The organism is Nonomuraea aurantiaca (genome assembly GCF_020215705.1).
GTDB classification, from domain to species: Bacteria; Actinomycetota; Actinomycetes; order Streptosporangiales; family Streptosporangiaceae; genus Nonomuraea; species Nonomuraea aurantiaca.
Genome location: NZ_JAIWNB010000003.1, coordinates 148,628 through 166,081, shown reverse-complemented (window position 1 = coordinate 166,081; position 17,454 = coordinate 148,628). Strand labels below are relative to the sequence as shown.

General features: G+C 68.9%; 19 protein-coding genes and 1 pseudogene. 11 read left to right on the top strand and 9 right to left on the bottom strand.

Annotated features, from left to right (window positions below):
• A complete protein-coding gene (gene hrcA, locus LDL49_RS10305) occupies positions 1 to 1,014 on the bottom strand; it encodes a heat-inducible transcriptional repressor HrcA (RefSeq protein ID WP_225290741.1) in 1,014 nt (337 codons plus the stop codon).
• Between the two features lie 144 nt (positions 1,015 to 1,158).
• Between hrcA and LDL49_RS10300 the strand changes: the two genes are divergently transcribed.
• From LDL49_RS10300 to LDL49_RS10290, 3 genes are read left to right on the top strand one after another with little or no spacing between them, the layout of a single operon-like run.
• Positions 1,159 to 1,923, top strand: a complete 765-nt coding sequence (locus LDL49_RS10300) for a hypothetical protein (protein WP_225290740.1) — start codon at positions 1,159 to 1,161, stop codon at positions 1,921 to 1,923.
• 17 nt (positions 1,924 to 1,940) lie between these two features.
• Positions 1,941 to 2,750 carry a DUF3097 domain-containing protein gene (locus LDL49_RS10295; RefSeq protein ID WP_225290739.1) on the top strand — a complete coding sequence of 270 codons (810 nt, stop codon included), beginning with the start codon at positions 1,941 to 1,943 and terminating at the stop codon, positions 2,748 to 2,750.
• Positions 2,747 to 3,622, top strand: a complete 876-nt coding sequence (locus tag LDL49_RS10290) for a DUF4870 domain-containing protein (RefSeq protein WP_225290738.1) — start codon at positions 2,747 to 2,749, stop codon at positions 3,620 to 3,622. The genes LDL49_RS10295 and LDL49_RS10290 overlap by 4 nt, the downstream gene beginning before the upstream one ends.
• On the opposite strand, the gene hemW is transcribed toward LDL49_RS10290, so the two are convergent.
• Positions 3,615 to 4,835, bottom strand: a complete 1,221-nt coding sequence (hemW, locus tag LDL49_RS10285) for a radical SAM family heme chaperone HemW (RefSeq protein WP_225290737.1) — start codon at positions 4,833 to 4,835, stop codon at positions 3,615 to 3,617. The two genes, LDL49_RS10290 and hemW, sit on opposite strands and share 8 nt — an antisense overlap.
• 92 nt (positions 4,836 to 4,927) lie before the next feature.
• On the opposite strand from hemW, the gene LDL49_RS10280 reads away from it, so the two are divergent.
• The 4 genes from LDL49_RS10280 (at position 4,928) to LDL49_RS10265 (ending at position 9,345) form a co-directional block, all read left to right on the top strand.
• Positions 4,928 to 6,175, top strand: coding sequence for a glycoside hydrolase family 18 protein (locus LDL49_RS10280; RefSeq protein ID WP_225290736.1), 1,248 nt, complete (start codon positions 4,928 to 4,930; stop codon positions 6,173 to 6,175).
• 257 nt (positions 6,176 to 6,432) lie between these two features.
• Positions 6,433 to 6,921 (top strand): hypothetical protein, encoded by a 489-nt coding sequence (locus LDL49_RS10275; RefSeq protein WP_225290735.1) that lies wholly within the window; start codon positions 6,433 to 6,435, stop codon positions 6,919 to 6,921.
• Between the two features lie 305 nt (positions 6,922 to 7,226).
• On the top strand, positions 7,227 to 8,309 hold the full coding sequence (locus tag LDL49_RS10270) for a sensor histidine kinase (RefSeq protein ID WP_225290734.1): 1,083 nt from the start codon (positions 7,227 to 7,229) through the stop codon (positions 8,307 to 8,309).
• A 127-nt stretch (positions 8,310 to 8,436) separates the two neighbouring features.
• A complete protein-coding gene (locus LDL49_RS10265) occupies positions 8,437 to 9,345 on the top strand; it encodes a response regulator (RefSeq protein WP_225290733.1) in 909 nt (302 codons plus the stop codon).
• Here LDL49_RS10265 and LDL49_RS10260 read toward each other — a convergent pair.
• The 4 genes from LDL49_RS10260 to LDL49_RS59115 form a co-directional block, all read right to left on the bottom strand.
• Entirely contained in the window at positions 9,302 to 9,637 is a 336-nt protein-coding gene (locus LDL49_RS10260) for a hypothetical protein (protein ID WP_225290732.1), read from the bottom strand. The genes LDL49_RS10265 and LDL49_RS10260 overlap by 44 nt on opposite strands.
• Before the next feature lie 264 nt (positions 9,638 to 9,901).
• Positions 9,902 to 11,242, bottom strand: coding sequence for an RICIN domain-containing protein (locus LDL49_RS10255; protein ID WP_225290731.1), 1,341 nt, complete (start codon positions 11,240 to 11,242; stop codon positions 9,902 to 9,904).
• A 534-nt stretch (positions 11,243 to 11,776) separates the two neighbouring features.
• On the bottom strand, positions 11,777 to 12,379 hold the full coding sequence (locus LDL49_RS10250; protein WP_225290730.1) for a discoidin domain-containing protein: 603 nt from the start codon (positions 12,377 to 12,379) through the stop codon (positions 11,777 to 11,779).
• A 258-nt stretch (positions 12,380 to 12,637) separates the two neighbouring features.
• Positions 12,638 to 12,991 carry a PaaX family transcriptional regulator C-terminal domain-containing protein gene (locus LDL49_RS59115; protein ID WP_225290729.1) on the bottom strand — a complete coding sequence of 118 codons (354 nt, stop codon included), beginning with the start codon at positions 12,989 to 12,991 and terminating at the stop codon, positions 12,638 to 12,640.
• Here LDL49_RS59115 and LDL49_RS10240 point away from each other — a divergent pair.
• Genes LDL49_RS10240 through LDL49_RS10235 form a run of 3 tightly spaced genes read left to right on the top strand, consistent with a single transcriptional unit; the run spans position 12,975 to position 13,683 of the window.
• Positions 12,975 to 13,118: a hypothetical protein gene (locus LDL49_RS10240; protein ID WP_225290728.1), complete on the top strand. Its 144-nt coding sequence runs from the start codon at positions 12,975 to 12,977 to the stop codon at positions 13,116 to 13,118. The genes LDL49_RS59115 and LDL49_RS10240 overlap by 17 nt on opposite strands.
• Positions 13,119 to 13,135: 17 nt before the next feature.
• Complete coding sequence (locus LDL49_RS56785; protein ID WP_263654863.1) at positions 13,136 to 13,270, top strand: hypothetical protein; 135 nt, start codon at positions 13,136 to 13,138, stop codon at positions 13,268 to 13,270.
• A complete protein-coding gene (locus LDL49_RS10235; RefSeq protein ID WP_225290727.1) occupies positions 13,267 to 13,683 on the top strand; it encodes an acyl-CoA thioesterase in 417 nt (138 codons plus the stop codon). The genes LDL49_RS56785 and LDL49_RS10235 overlap by 4 nt, the downstream gene beginning before the upstream one ends.
• 172 nt (positions 13,684 to 13,855) lie before the next feature.
• On the opposite strand, the gene LDL49_RS10230 is transcribed toward LDL49_RS10235, so the two are convergent.
• The 3 genes and pseudogenes from LDL49_RS10230 to lepA form a co-directional block, all read right to left on the bottom strand.
• Positions 13,856 to 14,176, bottom strand: a complete 321-nt coding sequence (locus LDL49_RS10230) for a hypothetical protein (RefSeq protein WP_225291026.1) — start codon at positions 14,174 to 14,176, stop codon at positions 13,856 to 13,858.
• Between the two features lie 19 nt (positions 14,177 to 14,195).
• Positions 14,196 to 14,381, bottom strand: a pseudogene (locus LDL49_RS59110) (class I SAM-dependent methyltransferase); the annotation flags it as partial.
• A gap of 86 nt (positions 14,382 to 14,467) precedes the next feature.
• Positions 14,468 to 16,297 carry a translation elongation factor 4 gene (gene lepA / locus LDL49_RS10220; protein ID WP_225290726.1) on the bottom strand — a complete coding sequence of 610 codons (1,830 nt, stop codon included), beginning with the start codon at positions 16,295 to 16,297 and terminating at the stop codon, positions 14,468 to 14,470.
• Positions 16,298 to 16,352: 55 nt separating this feature from the next.
• Between lepA and LDL49_RS10215 the strand changes: the two genes are divergently transcribed.
• Complete coding sequence (locus LDL49_RS10215) at positions 16,353 to 17,342, top strand: glycoside hydrolase family 18 protein (RefSeq protein WP_225290725.1); 990 nt, start codon at positions 16,353 to 16,355, stop codon at positions 17,340 to 17,342.
• Positions 17,343 to 17,454 lie beyond the last annotated feature (112 nt).

The following is a 17,454-nucleotide window of genomic DNA, read 5'->3' as shown; positions in this document are numbered from 1 at the left end:
TTATGATGCAGCCAGGATCTGGCTGACGTAGCGTGCCACCGCGCGCACGGCGCCCATCGTCACGGGATAGTCCATCCGCGTGGGGCCTAGCACGCCTAGCCGGGCCAGTTCGTTGTCGCCAGAACCGTACCCGGTTGCGACGATCGACGTGCCACGGAGGAACGGGTTCTCCGAGCCGATGCGCACGGTGAGCGTGGACGGGGTGTCTGTGGAAGTCTCGCCGAGCAGCCGCATGAGCACGACCTGCTCCTCCAGTGCTTCGAGCACGTCGCGCAGCCCGGTCGAGAAGTCGGCCCCGGCGAGGTTGGCCGCACCGGCGAACACGATCTTCTCATCATGGCGCTCGACCAGCGTCTCGAGGAGCACCGACAGGATAGTGGCCACCACGGGCCGGTCCTCGACGGGCAGCCGCTCCGGCAGGTCGGCGACCTGATCGGGGACGTTGAGCAGGCCGCAGCCGTCGAGGGAGGCGTTGAGCACCGCGCGCAGGTGCGCGATGCGGGTGTCCTCCACCACTTCGGGCAGCTCGATCACCCGCTGCTCGACGCGGCCCGTGTTGGTGATCAGCACGAGCATGACCCGCCGGTCGTGCAGCGGCACGAGCTCGACGTGCCTGACCGTCGAGCGGGTCAGCGTCGGGTATTGCACGACCGCGACCTGCCGGGTGAGCTGCGCGAGCAGCCGCACCGTGCGGGTGACCACGTCGTCGAGGTCGACCGCGCCGGCGAGGAACGTCTCGATCGCCCGGCGCTCCGCCCCGGAGAGCGGCTTGACCTGCGAGAGCCGGTCGACGAACAGGCGATAGCCCTTGTCCGTCGGCACGCGGCCCGCGCTGGTGTGCGGCTGGGTGATGTAGCCCTCCTCCTCCAGCGCGGCCATGTCGTTCCTGACCGTCGCCGGGGAGACCTTCAGGTTGTGGCGTTCGGCGAGCGCCCTGGAGCCCACCGGCTCGTTGGTGGACACGTAGTCTTCGACAATGGCGCGGAGCACCGCCAGTTTCCTATCGTCGAGCACGCGCTCACCTCCTACCTCTGCCTTTCAGGAAACGACAGGTCTAGCACTCTGTGTTCCCGAGTGCCAAGTGTACGGCTCCCGCCCACAAGGTGCGATAACACCGGAGCTAGCGAGTGGCTGCCCATTGGGCGCACACTGGCCGATATGACCGATGACTCCCAGCCCCCCTCTTACGGTCCGCCGCCGGGACAGGGTCCGTACCAGGGGCAACCTCCCCAGTTCGGCCCGCCGCCGCCCCAATATGGTCCGCCGCAATACGGCCAGCAGTACCAGCAGCCCGGCCCCTACGGGCAGCAGCAGCCGTACCAGCCCGGACCTTACGGCACGCCGCAGCGATTCGGCCCTCAGGTTGACCCGAAGTTGATCAGACCGCGGATGCGGTGGATCGCGATCGCCTGGGGACTGGCCCTGCTCGCCGGTCTGGTCGGGGTGGGAGTGTTCGTGAGCGGCATCCTGAACACGGTGGGCGCGGTGGCCCCGTCCAAGACGTTCGCGTCGGGCGAGAGCGTCAGCGTGCCGCTGGATCCGGCGGACAAGCCGGTGGTGTACCTCGCCAGCGAGAGCCAGGTCCACTACATGTGCCGGATCGACGGCGGTCCCGGTCAGGCCAAGCTCGCCAGGACGTCCGGCACCGAACGGGTCACCGTCAACGGCACGCAGTGGCAGCTCATCCTCGTGGTCAACGCGCCGGCCAAGGGCGACTACCAGTTCACCTGCACGACCCAGGAGCCGGCGAACGCGCGCTTCGGCGTCGGCCGCGACTTCGCCTCCGCCACGGGCGGGCTGGTGGGCGGCGTGGCGGCGCTGCTGGTGATCCCGGGTCTGGGCGTGCTTGGTGCCGTCATCGTGACCATCATGGTGGTGACCCGGCGCAGCTCTCATCGCAAGCGCCTCGCGGCGGGCGGGTGATTTGCTACGGTCCCCGTGTGTACGAGGGTGATGTTCTAGCGGGGAATTGGCGGCGGCCGGGCAAGGGCAAGATCCCACAGGTGCCCGCCGAACTCGATCTGGTCGTGGAGGACGCCGAGAGCGGCTTCTGCGGCGCCGTGGTGGCCTGCGACAAGGAGGCCGTCACGCTGGAGGACCGCTTCGGCAAGCGCCGCCTGTTCCCGTTCGCGCCCGCCGCGTTCCTGCTGGACGGCAAGGTCGTGACGCTCGTCCGGCCGGCCGCCGCGGCCCCTGCCGCCCCCAGGCGGAGCGCGTCCGGCTCGATAGCCGTCGAGGGCTTGCGGGCCAGGGTGGCCAAGGAGAGCCGCATCTACGTGGAAGGCGTGCACGACGCCGCCCTCGTGGAGAAGATCTGGGGCCACGATCTCCGGGTGGAGGGCGTGGTGGTCGAGTACCTGGAGGGCGTGGACGACCTGCCCGCGATCGTGGCCGAGTTCGGCCCGTCGCCCGAGCGTAGGCTGGGCGTGCTGGTCGACCATCTCGTGCCGGGCTCCAAGGAGAGCCGGATCGCCGCTCAGGTGGCCTCGCCCCACGTGCTCGTCGTGGGGCATCCCTACGTGGACATCTGGCAGGCGGTCAAGCCCTCCGTGCTGCGGATCCCGGCCTGGCCGGACGTGCCGCGCGGGGTGCCGTGGAAGGAGGGCGTGATCGCCGCCCTGGGCTGGCGGATGGAACCGGCCGACGCGTGGCGGCGGATCCTCGGCGCCGTCTCGGCATTCACAGACCTGGAGCCCGAGCTGCTCGGCCGGGTCGAGGAACTGATCGACTTCGTTACGGAGGCACCATGAGCCAGGATCCCCCGCAGCCGCCGCCGGACGACGATGCGACGCGGCGCGTCTCGCAGTCGGACATCAACCCGGAAACCCCTCGGCAACCGGAGTACGGCGCCCAGCCGGGCTCCGGTCCGGCGCCCGGATACGGAGCCCAGCCAGGATCGGGTCCCGCGCCCGGCTCCGGTCCGGCGCCCGGCTACGGAGCTCAGCCAGGATCCGGTCCTGCGCCCGAGTACGGCGGTCAGCCTGGGTATGGCGGCCAGCCTGGATCGGGTCCCGCGCCCGGATACGACGGCCAGCCCGGCTATGGTTCCGGGCCTGGGTACGGCGGCCAGCCTGGTCCCGGTCCGACGCCCGGCTATGGTTCCGGGCCTCAGGGCGGTCCAGGGTCGGGGCCGCAGCCCGGTTATGGCTACGGGCAGCCCGGTTCCGGTGGCTACGGGCAGTCGCCCGGTTACGGTTACGGGCAGCCGCCCACGCCGCCGCCCGGTTACGAGCAGCCCGGCTACGGCTACGCGGCCCCACAGCAGCGTCCGCCGCACGTCCCCGGCGTCTACGGTCCGCGGCCTGGCAGCGACGACACCACGATGGCCATGCTGGCCCACCTGCTCGGCCTGCTCGTCTCCTGGATCGGCCCACTGATCATCTATCTGATGAAGCGGGACGAGTCACCCTATGTCCGTGACCAGTCGGCCGAGGCGCTGAACTTCCAGATCACGATGTTCATCGGCTACGTCGTCGCGGGCCTGCTGACGGTGGTCCTGATCGGGATCATCCTGTTCCCCATCATCTGGATCGTGTCGCTGATCTTCCACATCCAGGCCGCCATCGCCGCCAACAAGGGCGAGAACTACCGCTACCCGATCGCCATCCGCATGGTCAGCTGAGCAGATCCCGTACGAGGGCATCGGCCAGGAGCCGGCCGCGCAGGGTGAGGACCAGCCGCCCCGCCTTGAACGGCTCCGGCTCCAGCAGGCCGTCGCCCAGCGCCACCGCGACCGCCGTACGCGCGCCAGGAGCGACGTCGGCGACCGGATAGCCGGAGACCAGCCGGAGCTCCAGCATCAGGCGTTCGGCGTCGCGGTCGTCGTCGGCGAGCACTTCGCGTGCGTGCGCGGGCGACGTGCCCGCGGCCAGGCGCTGCGCGTAGGCGGCCGGATGCTTGACGTTCCACCAGCGGGTGCCGCCCACGTGGCTGTGCGCGCCGGGGCCGGCGGCCCACCAGTCGCCGCCGGTCCAGTAGAGCAGGTTGTGCCGGCACCGCGCGTCGTCGTCCGTGGCCCAGTTGGACACCTCGTACCAGCGGAAGCCCGCCTCCGCCAGCAGCGTGTCGGCGATCTGGTAGCGGTCGGCGGCCACGTCGTCGTCGGGCATCGGCAGCTCACCGCGCCTGATCCTGGCGGCCAGCCGCGTGCCGTCCTCCACGATCAGCGAGTAGGCGGAGACGTGGTCGGGCTCGGCGGCGATCGCCGCCTCCAGCGACGCCCGCCAGTCGTCGTCGGACTCGCCGGGCGTGCTGTAGATCAGGTCCAGGTTGACGTGCTCGAAACCCGCCTTCTTGGCTTCGAGTACGGCCTGCGCCGCCCGGCCGGGCGTGTGCTGCCGGTCGAGCACCTTGAGCACATGCTCCCTGGCGCTCTGCATGCCGAAGCTGACCCGGTTGAAGCCGCCCTCCAGCAGCCTGCCGAGGTAGGCCGGGTCGACCGACTCGGGGTTGGCCTCCGTGGTCACCTCGGCGCCCGCCTTGAGCCCGAACTCCGCGTCGATCGCGCCGAGGATCCGGCTCAGGTCTTCGGCGGGCAGCAGGGTGGGCGTGCCGCCGCCGAAGAACACGGTCTCGACCGGGAGCTCCACGTCACCGAGGACACGTCGTGCCAGCCGTACCTCCTCGATGGCCGTGTCGGCGTAGTCGCGGTGCGAGGCACCGGGGCCCAGCTCGGCGGTGGTGTAGGTGTTGAAGTCGCAGTAGCCGCAGCGCGTCACGCAGAACGGGACGTGCACGTAGAAGCCGAACGGACGCTCGCCGAGACCGCGCAACGCGCTCGCGGGCAGGTCACCGGAGGAGGGCGCGGCGTCGCCGTCGGGCAGGGTGGATGGCACGCCTCCAGTCTGCCCGCTGCCATTGACTGCCCGATCCAGCGGCTCTACGATCCGGAAAACTAATAGGAAAGTTTCCTATCTGGAGACGCCTCGTGAAGACGAAGATCCTGGTCGCACTCTCACTCCTCCTGGGACTCACGGCGGTCGCAGTGCCCGCCGAAGCCCATACCGGCTTCAAACGCGTCGCCTACTTCATCCAGTGGGGCATTTACGGCCGCAACTACCACGTCAAGGACGTCGAGGCCAGCGGCGCCGCCGCCAAGCTGACGCACCTCAACTACGCCTTCGGCTTCGTCAACGCGGAGGGGACCTGCTACTCGGCCGACCCCTGGGCGGATTGGCACCGCCCGGTGCCCGCCGAGCAGAGCGTGGACGGCGTGGCCGACGCGCCGGGGCAGGCCCTGAACGGCAACCTCAACCAGCTGCGCAAGCTCAAAGCCAAGCACCCGGGGCTGAAGGTGCTGATCTCGCTGGGCGGCTGGACCGGCTCCCGCTACTTCTCCGACGCCGTCCTCACCGCCGAATCCCGGGCGAAGCTGGCGCAGTCGTGCGTCGACCTGTGGCTGCGCGGCGACCTGCCGGGACTGGCGGCGGGCGCCGGGGCCGGGGTGTTCGACGGCATCGATCTCGACTGGGAGTGGCCCGGTTCGTCCGGCGCCGACGGGAACGTCATCAGACCCGAGGACAAGCGCAACTTCACCCTCTTCACGGCGGAACTGCGGTCGCGGCTGCGGGCGTTCTCCGCGTCGTCGCAGCTGACGGCCTTCTTGCCGGCCGCGACGGCCAAGATCGACGCCGGCTTCGAGGTACGGCAGGTCTTCAAGCAACTCGACTTCGCCACCGTCCAGGGGTACGACCTGCGGGGCAACTGGGAGCCCCAGACGGGCCACAACGGCAACCTGCTGACGGACCGCCGCGACCCGAACCCGATCCGGTACAGCGTCGACCAGACCGTACGGGACTACCTGTCACGCGGCGCTCCCGCGAACAAGATCGTGGTCGGCGTCCCCGCGTACGGCCAGGGCTGGACCGGGGTCACGGCCGGCGGCGACGGCCTGTACAAGCCCGCCACCGGCCCGGCACCGGGCAAGTGGGGACCGGGGACGGAGGACTACAAGGACCTGGCCACCAAGCCCGGCAAACGGTACCGAGACGTGCGGACGGGGACGTTGTGGCTGTACGACGGGAACGAGTTCTGGTCGTACGACGATCCGGCGGTCATGCTGCAGAAGGCGGCCTACATCCGGCTCAGGGGGCTGGGCGGGTCGATGATGTGGTCAATCGACCAGGACGACTCCCGCGCCTCACTGACGTCGGCGCTGTACTCGGTACTGCGGTGATCACAGCACCGCTCGTGCGGTCCGGGTGATCGTGGTGTGCGGGCGCGCTTCCTGCCGCGCCCGCACACCGCCTTCACGTCTGACCCGCACACCGGCCCTCTGACCTCGCCCGCGCACCAGCCTCGTCGGGCCCGCAGCTCTCCGCACTTTCACCCCCGCGCACCGGCCTGCCCGCGCTCTCCACCCCAGGGTGGAGATCCAGGACTCAACCCCCAGTCCGATCCGCCGCCACACCGCTCCTCCCTAACGTCAGACCCATGGATCCCCTGCTGAGCGCGCTGCTCATCCCCGCCGTCGTCATCTTCGTCGTCTACCGGCAGATGATGACCCGCCCCACGGCCAGAAACGGCATCGTCTATGTCTCGGCCGCCCTGGTCGCGCTGGGCCTGCTGACCGGTGGTCTCATCGACACCACCCAGCTTGCCCTCAGCCTGGCCCTCGTGGCCGTGGAGGCCATCGCCGCCGTGGTCTTCGGCGCCGTCCGCGCCGCGACCGTACGCGTCTGGATGGACGAGGCCGGGGTGACCTGGTCGAAAGCCACCCCCTTGACCCTTCTGGCCTGGCTGGCCTCGGTCGCGAGCCGCGTGGGCCTGTACTTCGCCGGCACCGCCCTCGGCCTGAGCGTCTCGACCTCCGGCATCCTGTTCTTCGTCGGCCTTACCATCGGCGCCCAGGCCCTGCTCGTCGCCCGTCGCGGCCGCGCCCTTTCCGGTACGACCCTGCGGGCGGATAATTTCGTGGAGTGATGCCTGGCCCGTCAAAGATCGTCCCCTTCGTCCTGCGGTTGGGGGCGATCGTGGTGTTCGTATGGGCACAGATACGGGCCAAGCCCACGCTTGGTTTGACCGGCACCGGCCTGACGGTCACCACACTGACCTCTGCCATAGTGATCATGCTGCTCGTCGTCCAACTCGCTTTGACCCGCAACATGTCCACACTCCGGCAGGACCAGAAGGCCCCGCATCCTTCACCACCACCCCCACCACCACCCCCACCGCCGCCTCGACCGCAGCCAGACCGAGCACCGTCCCGACCACCTCAGGATCAAGTGATGCCCCGACCACTAATGGACCACGTGGCGTCACGCCCGTCCGAGCCCGTCGGTGTGTCGCGAAAGGGAGTCGCCTTCGGCGTACTGGTCAGAACGATCACCTCCCGCGCGTCCCGCATCACGATCGCGGCCCGCCAGTCCCTCAGAGCGATCGCGGCCCGACCTCCCATCGCGGCGATCACGTCCCGGGCGCCGGTCATGGCAATCGCGCTCGGCTTGTCGGTCGTTCTCGCGATCATCCTCGACGCGGTGGTCGACGGCGGTCCGGCACTCGCCGTACTGCTGTACTGCCTTGGCATATCGGCGGTCCGGCTGCCGCTGCGCCACTCGGTGCCCATCGGCGTTCTGGCCGTCGGCGGGCTGCTCGTGGAGGGGGCGATCTACGGGCGGCTGGGTCGCGATCTCAGCCTCATCCTCAGTGCCTGCCTGGTGTTCTTGGTGGCGTACTCGGTCAAGGAACGCCGGGCGGCCAGAGCCGCCGAGGCCCGCGAGGCCGTACTCGCCGAAAGAGCACGGATCGCCAGAGAGATCCACGACATCCTCGCCCACTCGCTGTCGGCGCAACTCGTACACCTGGAGGGCGCCAAGCTCCTGCTCCGCGCGGACAAGACCGACGAAGCGCTCGACCGCGTCGTCCGCGCGCGCGACCTGGCCAAATCCGGACTCGAGGAAGCCCGGCGCGCGGTGTCGGCCCTGCGCGAAGACGCGCCTGCCCTTCCGCAGGCGCTTCGGACGCTGGCGGAGGAGTTCCAGGCGACCACCGACCGGGCGTGCACGCTGCACGTCTCAGGCACGGAACACCGCTTGCCTCCGGAAACGGAGCTCGCCCTGCTGCGTACCGCCCAGGAGGCGTTGACGAACGTACGGCGCCACGCTCCCGGCTCTCCGGCCACGATCAGCCTGGTGTACGAGCCCGGCTCATGCGATCTCCGCATCACCAACCCCGCCGCAGCCGAGCGAGGCACGCCTGGGGGAGGATATGGCCTCGTGGGCATGAGCGAACGAGCCGAGCTTCTCGGCGGCACCCTGTCGGCGGGCGAGACGACAGACGGTTTCCGCGTCCATTTGTGGGTCCCGGCGTGAACCCCTCGACGGATGAGATGAACGGCGACTCGCGCCCACCTGCCAGCCTCCTAGGCTGCCGCCCGCAGGGCCTCCGCACCTTCGACAACCCCGCCGGTCTCGCCCAGTGGGCTACGGTGGCCGGATCATGAGCATCACGGTCGTAGTCGTCGATGACCAGTCTGTCGTCCGCGAGGGGCTGGTCCTGCTGCTCGGACTGCTGCCGGGGATCGAGGTGGTCGGTTCGGCGGGGGACGGCGAGGCGGCGCTCCGCCTGGTCGCGGAGCGGCGGCCCGACGTGGCGCTGATGGACCTCCGGATGCCGCGCATGGACGGTGTGGAGGCCACCCGCCGCATCCGCGCCGAACACGCGGACACCCAGGTCGTGGTGCTCACCACGTATTCGGACGACGAGTCGGTGTTCGCCGCGCTCAGGGCAGGGGCACGCGGCTTCCTGACCAAAAGCGCTGACTCGGACGAGATCGCCAAGGCCATCGCCACTGTCGTCAGCGGTAACGCCCAGCTCGACCCCTCCGTCCAGCGCCGTCTCCTCGACACCATGACGGCATCCGACGCCGGCCGGGCTTGGGATGAACGTCCTGCCCCCGACCCGCGCGAGCAGCCACCCGCACCGGCCCCCAGCAGGCCGGACGCGATAGCCGAACGACGAGCTTCCAGCAGACCGGACATGACCACCGATCGGGCAATTTCCGCCGCACCGAACATGACCGCCGCACCGGACACGACCGCCGAACGACCAACTGCCGCCAGACCGGACGCGACTGCCGAACGGCCCGCTTCCGGCAACGGAGACAGCACCACAGGGAGTACCGCAGGGAGTGATGAGGCGCGCGACGGCCTGACGCGGCGCGAGGTCGAAGTGCTGCGGCTCATCGCCGACGGCCTGTCGAACAGCGAGGTCGCCACCCGCCTCTTCATCAGCGAGGCCACCGTCAAGACCCACATCAACAACCTCTTCGCCAAGGCCCGTCTGAGAGACCGCGCGCAGGCCGTCACGTACGCGTACCGCCGCGGTCTCGTCCGCCCGGACCCGTGACCCCCATGTGGTTGAGCTGGGACTCGTCATCAAAGCCTGCCAGTTGTAAGACCGTCTCCAGCGCGGCCTGGCGGGTCTCCTCGACCGAGCCGCCGCGTTCGCCGAAACAGTCGGCGGCCACATCGAGCACGGCCACCACCACGGCCGCATCGGGATAGGGCACGTCGACCAGGACGGTGCCATCACCCGCCGCCCCGGCCGGCACCGCGTGGAGCCTCAGCAACCGCCGCATCTCCTCCGCCACGGCGACCCCCAGAACAGCGGCACGCTCGAATTGCTCAGCGGCAATCATGCCATCCTCCTATCGCACAGGTGTTCGGACAGCAAGGTAGCGGGCGCCACCGACAGAATCCCCGGCGTACACGGGGAACCAGGGCTGTGGACTCGCGGGCGGTCGGCCGGACGCCGACATGGAGCGGGCCAACGAGCTGTTGAAGGCGGCGCCTGGCGAGGAGACGTCAGGTTACCTGCGGTTCTACGGCTGGTCGTTTGCGGACGCCGAAACGGCCTCGCCCCCGTCCGACGCCCAGCGGCGCGCCGCTGGGCGTTATTGAGCTTATGCAGCATTCCGCGTGAACTGCTGGTTCTGCCCGCTGCCGCAGGCGTACTGGATCAGGCGGGTGCCGTCGGCGGTGGAGTTGCTCGGGACGTCAAGGCATTTGCCGGAGTGGCGTGCGATCAGTCGCACCCGGCCGCTGCCAGCGTCCTGTACCTGCCATTGCTGGTTCTGCCCGCTGCCGCAGGTCCACTGGATGATCCTGGCGTTGTTGGCGGTCGAGGCCGCATCCACATCGAGGCATTTGCCGGAGTGCCCGGCGACGATCTGGTAGTAGCCGGTGCCAAGGTCGCGGAACTCCCACCGTTGGTTGCCGCCGCCGCTGCAGCCGTATTGGGCGATCTCGGCCCCGTCCGCCGTGGACGCGCTGACGACATCGACGCACTTGCCCGAGTTCGATGCCGTGAGGGTGACCATTCCGGGAGTGCCAGTCCCACCGTCGCCCCAGCCGTACCTGAGGCGCGCGGCGCCGGTGGCGTTGCGGATGCTCAAGGTCAGGTTGGTGCCGCTGCCTTGGAGCGCGAACATGGAGTAATGGTCGTAGCCGTTCCCGCTGTTCTTTCCCCCGAGCGCTGGCCAGTAGACAGAACCCATGTGCAGGTCCCGCATGGAATCGGTGTCCGCGCGGAAGTAGCGGACGAAGTTGTTGGTGCTGCCCGCGTCGTTGTAATTGAGGCCGAGGTCCATCTGAGCGCCGAACTCGGTCGTGACCGCGCGGGAGGCGCAGGTGCCCAGCCGCTCGCGGAAGCTCTGGACCCAGCCGGCATAGTCCTTCTCGCCGTAGAAGAAGGCGTAGTGGTGATAGGACAGCAGCGTTCCGCTGAAGCGGTTGTCGGCACAGACCGGCCTGAGGTCCTGGCTGTAACCGGTGCCGCCCACGAGGATCCGGCCCCTCGGTATGGACGAGCGGGCGTTGATCCACGAGGCGGCGAAGTTGGTCCACTCGGAGGCGCTGTAGCCGTGGGGTTCGTTCATCGGCTCGAAGTAGACCAGGTCGTTGGAGCCGTACTGGGCGGTCACGGTGTTCCACATCGCGTTGAAGGCGGCCGTGTCGGTTATCCGGCCGCCTGAGGCCGCGGCGTCCTCCCAGTAGGCGAGGATGACTTTGAGCCCCCTGGCGGTAGCGGCGTCGATAGTTCCGCGGTAGGCGTTCCACCACGACGAACCGACGGTGTGGGTGTTGACCGGTAACCGCACGGTGTTGACGCCGAGCTGGCTCTCAAACCCGTTGTAGATGGCGTCCGCCTTGGCCTGGACGGTCGCGTAGCTGTCGGATTGGGTCAGCCCATCGAGGACGAGCGGGCCTCTGACGAAGTTGTCGCCGGGTACAGCCCAGTTCACCCCCCTGAACTGGCTGGTGTCGGCGCTGGCCGGTTGGGCGCTCGCGAGGGCCGCTACTGGTACCAGGGCCAGCGCACTCAGAACGCTGAGCAGGATTAGGCGGAGGGGACGCAGATGGTTTGTCACGGTGTTGCCCCAATCTCGCGGTGCGTGTTGCCGACGGGCTGAAGGGGGATGTTGACCTCAACATCCCGCGCCGTGTGACGTCGCCCTTGGGAGGCGAGTCGATCAAGGCCGCAGGTAAGCGGTGAGGGAGAGTTGCTGATCGCGTACCGCCGTGGTGACCAGGCCGGCGATCTGCCGGACCCCGGCCGCCTCGAAGTGTGTGGTCGTCGGCGAAGAACGCGCCGACGGGGCCGGAGGTGTAGTCGCCGTTGAACGGGCAGAAGCGCAGGCTGCTGTAGCGGGTGTAGCTCAGTTTGTGGAGGTCGATGACCGGGGTGCCGGTGACCGTGCCGACGTCGAAGGTCTCGGTCACGAATCCGCGGTTGGGCGTTGCCGTGCTTCCGCTGCATATGAGGGCGGCCGCCGGGGTCACCAGCACGGGGTGGTCGCGCCAAGCGCGCTCGCGTCGCCCAGGACCACGGTCACGTCATACTCGCCTGGTGAGACGTCGAGGTGGCAGGTGATCGGGGAGGTGCCGGTGCACCTGGCACGCAGCGCTGGATCGGGCGCGGGCCCTGGCGGGGTGCCGGTGTCGGCGCCGAAGACCTTGAAGTCGGCGATGCTCGTCCATGTGGACGCCGCGAGCCCGGTCACCGTGATCCGCACGTACCGGGCGGTCGCGGTGAAGGCGTCGCTCTGCACCTGCGCGGTGGCCGTGCTCGCCGTACGGTCTGCCACCCGCGTCCAGGTGACGCCGTCAGCGGACACTGACACCTGGGAGCGGTAGTTACGCGCGAATTCCCAGCGCACCTCCGTGCCGCTCAGCGTCGCCGCGCTTCCGAGGTCGACCTGCCACCAGTGGCCGGTACTGCCATCGGCGGCGCACCAGCGGGTGGCGGTGTCGCCGTCGTTGGCCAGAGAAGGGCCGCGACCGGACTGGCTGGAGTCGGCGCTCGCGGTCTTGCTCAGCGCCAGGTCCGTCACCGCCCCGGCCGGCGTCGCGAGCGGTACGGCCAGCAGGGTGAGGAGCAAGAGGGCGACGAACCTCGGAGAGCCAGGTGGGCCAGGCACACGGCCATCTGACGGAAAGGAATTGTGCTGGGGAGCCTCGTCTGCCATGTGATGTGCCTCCTCAGATACCACAGGTGGAGGGTGACTTGCGTCACATCCGGCGCTCCGGTGTGCACCGGATGTGAGGCTGAGGCGGGTGAAGTGTTACTGCGGTGCGATTAAGTGTCAACGTCGATGGAAACCGACGGCGGCTGGCATAGATGACGTGGTGCGGAGGGATCAGTCCGCGGCCTGACGAATCCCGGCGGCCATATCCGCGACCGTGGGCGCCTGGATTGCGGGGCAATGTCCGTCCGCGACGCTGGCCACCACGGCACGGACGTGGTCCTGCCCAGGCCGCAAGAGACCGTCGCAGACCTGGACAAATAGGCCCCGGGCACCTCTGCGCGGCCACTCTGGCGGCAGAAGGACAACAGGCAGCACCGGGAAGCGGCGGTAGACGTCCATGACCTCGGTTCGGGCCCGTACCGCCGCGGCAGCGGTCACCGCGCCGGCAGCTATCGGGGGCGCCAGCGGGCTCCACTGATCGATGAACGTTTCATACTCCTTCGCAGGGATGGATGTCGCTCGCACACAGGCCGCGCTCCGGCTGATCGCCCGTGGGTTCGAGGAGCTCGCCGCCGCCCTCGGCGAGGCGGAGGATGCCGGGGAGGACGAGCGGACGGCCCGGGTCATCGAGGAGTGGGGCGGCGAGGGCTGACGCAGAAGGAGGCATCGGTGCTGTTCCAGCGGCATGGGTTCGCCCCGCAGACGACCGGCGGGTGGGCGCGGGGCGACTGGGCCGAGATCCGCGACGACGGTCTGCGTTACCTCACCGCGAAGTCGCACACCTGGCTGGAGGGCCGGGCATGACCTTTTCCGTGCGCATCGCCGTACGCGGCTATGAGCTTGACTCGCAGGGCCATGTCAACAGCGCCGTCTATCACCAGTACGGCGACCACGCCCGCTGGGAGTGCCTGCGCGCGGCGGGCATCTCGGTCGACGACATGCTGGGCTCGGGCGTGGGCCCGGTGACCCTGGAGAACACCATCCGCTGCCTCGGCGAGTTGCGCGGCGGCGACGAGGTGGAGGTGACGTGCGCGTTCCTGTGGGGTGAGGGGAAGACGTTCAGGATCGCGCAGGAGTTCAGGCATGCCGACGGGCGGCTGGCGGCCGAGATGACCAGCGTGGGCGGGCTGCTCGATCTGGCGGCCCGCCGCCTGGTGGACGACCCGGCGGCCCGCTGGCGCGCCCTGGCCGGCGTCCCAGGCGTGCTCGGGCTGTAGCGGATGTGTTCGGCGCGGATAGGGGACGTGCTCGGTGTGGGCAGGAGACGCTCGCTGCAGAGGACGTGCTCGGGCCGTAGAGGACGTGCTAGGCGCGAGTACGAGTAGAGGATGTGCTCGACCGCAGAAGACGCGGGTAGGGATGTGCTCGGGCTGCCGACGCTCAAGCTCTCTAAAAGCGGTAGTGGAGTACGACGTTGCCCCGGCGGGATAGGGCCGCGCTCAGCGCGCCTAGACGGGTCCACCAGCGAAGGACCGGCGGGAACAGGGCGACCTCAGGCTCTCGGGTGCACAGGATCTCCCTGACCAGCTTCAGCTTGAGGTGCCAGCGTTCGGCGTCCCGGGGATCGTCGAGGCCGGGGAACTTGGTGATGTCCCTGACGGCTTGGGTGGCGGCCATGGGAAGGTGCCGCTGGGCCCAGACGTGGAAGCTGCCGTACCCGTTGAAGGCTATCTCCCCGCTTGGGAAGTGGCCGATGAGGCGGTCCACCAAGGAGATCAGTCAGGTCGGCGGCGATGGCATGCGGGGTGGCGCGGGCGGGCAGCAGTTGCCGCCGGGCGGCGATGACCTCGGGGAAGTCGATGTCGTACCAGTCGGCGGTGGGCGGTGGGGAGATGCGCAGCACCCGGCTGTCCAGGCCGGCTCCGAGGTCGAGGCCGATCCCGTCGGGGTGGCGGGCGAAGAATCGCTGGGCCACCCTCGTCCAGTTTCTTGGCCTGGTGCGCGATGTTGATCGGCGGCGCTCGGGATGAGGCCGAACTTCTTGTATCGCCTCCGGAGGGGCTACTTCTTGGTCTTGTCGGCGCTGGAGTCGGTCGACAGTGCCGCGACGAACGCCTCCTGCGGCACCTCGACCCGCCCGACCATCTTCATCCGCTTCTTGCCTTCCTTCTGCTTCTCCAGCAGCTTGCGCTTACGCGTGATGTCGCCGCCGTAGCACTTGGCCAGGACGTCCTTGCGGATGGCGCGGATGTTCTCGCGGGCGATGACGCGGGCGCCGATGGCCGCCTGGATCGGCACCTCGAACTGCTGCCTGGGGATCAGCTCGCGCAGCTTCTTGGCCATGTCGACGCCATAGGCGTAGGCCTTGTCCTTGTGGACGATGGCGCTGAAGGCGTCGACGGCCTCGCCCTGGAGCAGGATGTCGACCTTGACCAGCTCCGACTCCTGCTCTCCGTCGGGCTCGTAGTCGAGCGAGGCGTAGCCCCGGGTGCGCGACTTGAGCTGGTCGAAGAAGTCGAAGATGATCTCGCCGAGCGGCAGCGTGTAGCGGATCTCGACCCGGTCCTCCGACAGGTAGTCCATGCCGCGGAGCTGACCGCGCCGGCCCTGGCATATCTCCATGATCACGCCGATGAACTCGGCGGGGGCCAGGATGGTCGACTTGGTCACCGGCTCGAAGACCTGCGAGATCTTGCCGCCGGTGGGGAACTCCGACGGGTTGGTGACGGTCAGCTCGGAGCCGTCCTCCATGACCACGCGGTAGACGACGTTGGGCGCGGTGGAGATCAGCGACAGGCCGAACTCGCGCTCCAGCCGTTCGCGGACGATCTCCATGTGGAGCAGGCCGAGGAAGCCGACGCGGAAGCCGAAGCCGAGCGCGGCCGAGGTCTCCGGCTCGTAGATCAGCGCGGCGTCGTTGAGCTGGAGCTTGTCGAGGGCTTCGCGCAGCTCGGGATATTGGTCGCCGTCGATGGGGTAGAGGCCGGAGAACACCATCGGCTTGGGGTGGTCGTAGCCTGCCAGCATCTCGGTGGCGCCCTTGGCGACCGAGGTGACGGTGTCACCGACGCGCGACTGGCGCACGTCCTTGACGCCGGTGATCAGGTAGCCCACCTCGCCGACGCCCAGCCCCCGGTCCGACACCTTGGGCTCGGGCGAGATGACGCCGATCTCCAGCGTCTCGTGGGCGGCTTGGGTGGACATCATCAGGATGCGCTCGCGCTTGCCCAGGTGGCCGTCGAAGACCCGGACATAGGTGACGACGCCCCGGTAGGTGTCGTAGACCGAGTCGAAGATCAGCGCGCGGGCGGGCTCGTCGGCCTTGCCCACCGGCGCGGGGACGGTCTGCACCACGTGGTCGAGCAGCTCGCGTACGCCGGCGCCGGTCTTACCCGAGACCTTGAGCACGTCGGACGGGTCGCAGCCGATCAGGCCCGCGAGCTCCTCGGCGAACTTCTCCGGCTGCGCGGCGGGCAGGTCGATCTTGTTGAGCACCGGGATGATGTGCAGGTCGGCGTTCATGGCCAGGTAGAGGTTGGCCAGCGTCTGGGCCTCGATGCCCTGGGCGGCGTCGACCAGCAGGACCGCGCCCTCGCACGCCTGCAGCGACCGGGACACCTCGTAGGTGAAGTCGACGTGGCCGGGTGTGTCGATCATGTTGAGGACGTGGCCGTCCCAGGGCAGCCGCACGGCCTGCGACTTGATGGTGATGCCGCGCTCCCGCTCGATGTCCATCCGGTCGAGGTATTGGGCGCGCATGGAGCGGTCGTCGACCACGCCGGTGATCTGCAGCATCCGATCGGCAAGGGTCGACTTGCCGTGGTCGATATGCGCGATGATGCAGAAGTTGCGGATCAACGCGGGGTCGGTCTGGCCAGGCTGAGTGCGCACCGAAGTCCGTTTCGACAGGGTTGAGGTCAAGCGTCTTTCATGGTGACATGCCCGGGTGATTGCCCGAACCGCCATTCGCCGTGGCCTGCGCCTTGTCGCGCTGGCCCTGGCCATCGTCGTCGCGCTGATCGGCCTCCTGGCCGGCGCGCTCCGCCTCCAGTTTACCGGTGCCCCGGCGGCCTGGGCGAAGAGCACGGGTAACGACGCTCTCTGGCTCGGCCACGCGTGGGTCGACGGCCGCCGTACGGAGCAGGATGTGGAGCGACTCGCGGTACGCCTGCGCGCCACCGGCATCAAGGACCTGTACGTCCACGCGGGTCCGTTCGACAAGGACGGCCAGCTAAATCCCGATAAATACCCCAACGCCAGAAATTTCGTTCAATGGGGGCGGCGGTACCTCCCCGGCGTCCGCATCTCCGCCTGGCTCGGCCAGAAGGTCGACGGCTTCCTCGACCTCGACGACGCCAGGTCCCGCGAGAACGTCCTGGCCGGAGTCGCCGCCATCATGAAGACCGGCTTCGACGGCATCCACTACAACTTCGAGCCGATCGGTGACGGCGACCGCGAGTTCCTCGACCTCCTCGACAGAACCCGCCGGTACACCAAGCTGCTGTCGATCTCGACGCCCCAGATCGAGCCGTACCCTCTCGTCCGCCTGCCCACCCGGGCGATCCTCGGCCACGACAAGTACTGGTCGAGCGGCTTCTTCAAGGAGGCCGCCGACCGCGTCGACCAGGTGGCCATCATGACGTACGACTCCTTCACCCCCCTGCAGTCCCTTTATGGGGGTTATGTCGTACGGCAGGCCACCCTCGCCCTCGACCTCGTCCCGGAGACGAAGCTGGTCCTCGTGGGCGCCCCCGCCTACCACGACCACGGCATCGGGTGGAGCGACGCCGCCGAGAGCGTCGCCATGGCCGCCCAGGGCGCCAAGCTGGCCCTGTCGGACCATGGCAGGCGGGAGCGGTTCGGCCTGGCCCTGTACGTCGATTTCGCCGCAACGGAGGAGGATTGGCGCGAATACACCACCGAGTGGCTCTCCTGAGGCCGTACACTGGTCCGAGACTCCAATTCCCAGGGTGTTGATTTGAGCTGCCCTCTGGGTTATTGGTAACCTGTACAACTGCGTGTGGCGCGCCCCTCTCACGAGCCCGCGC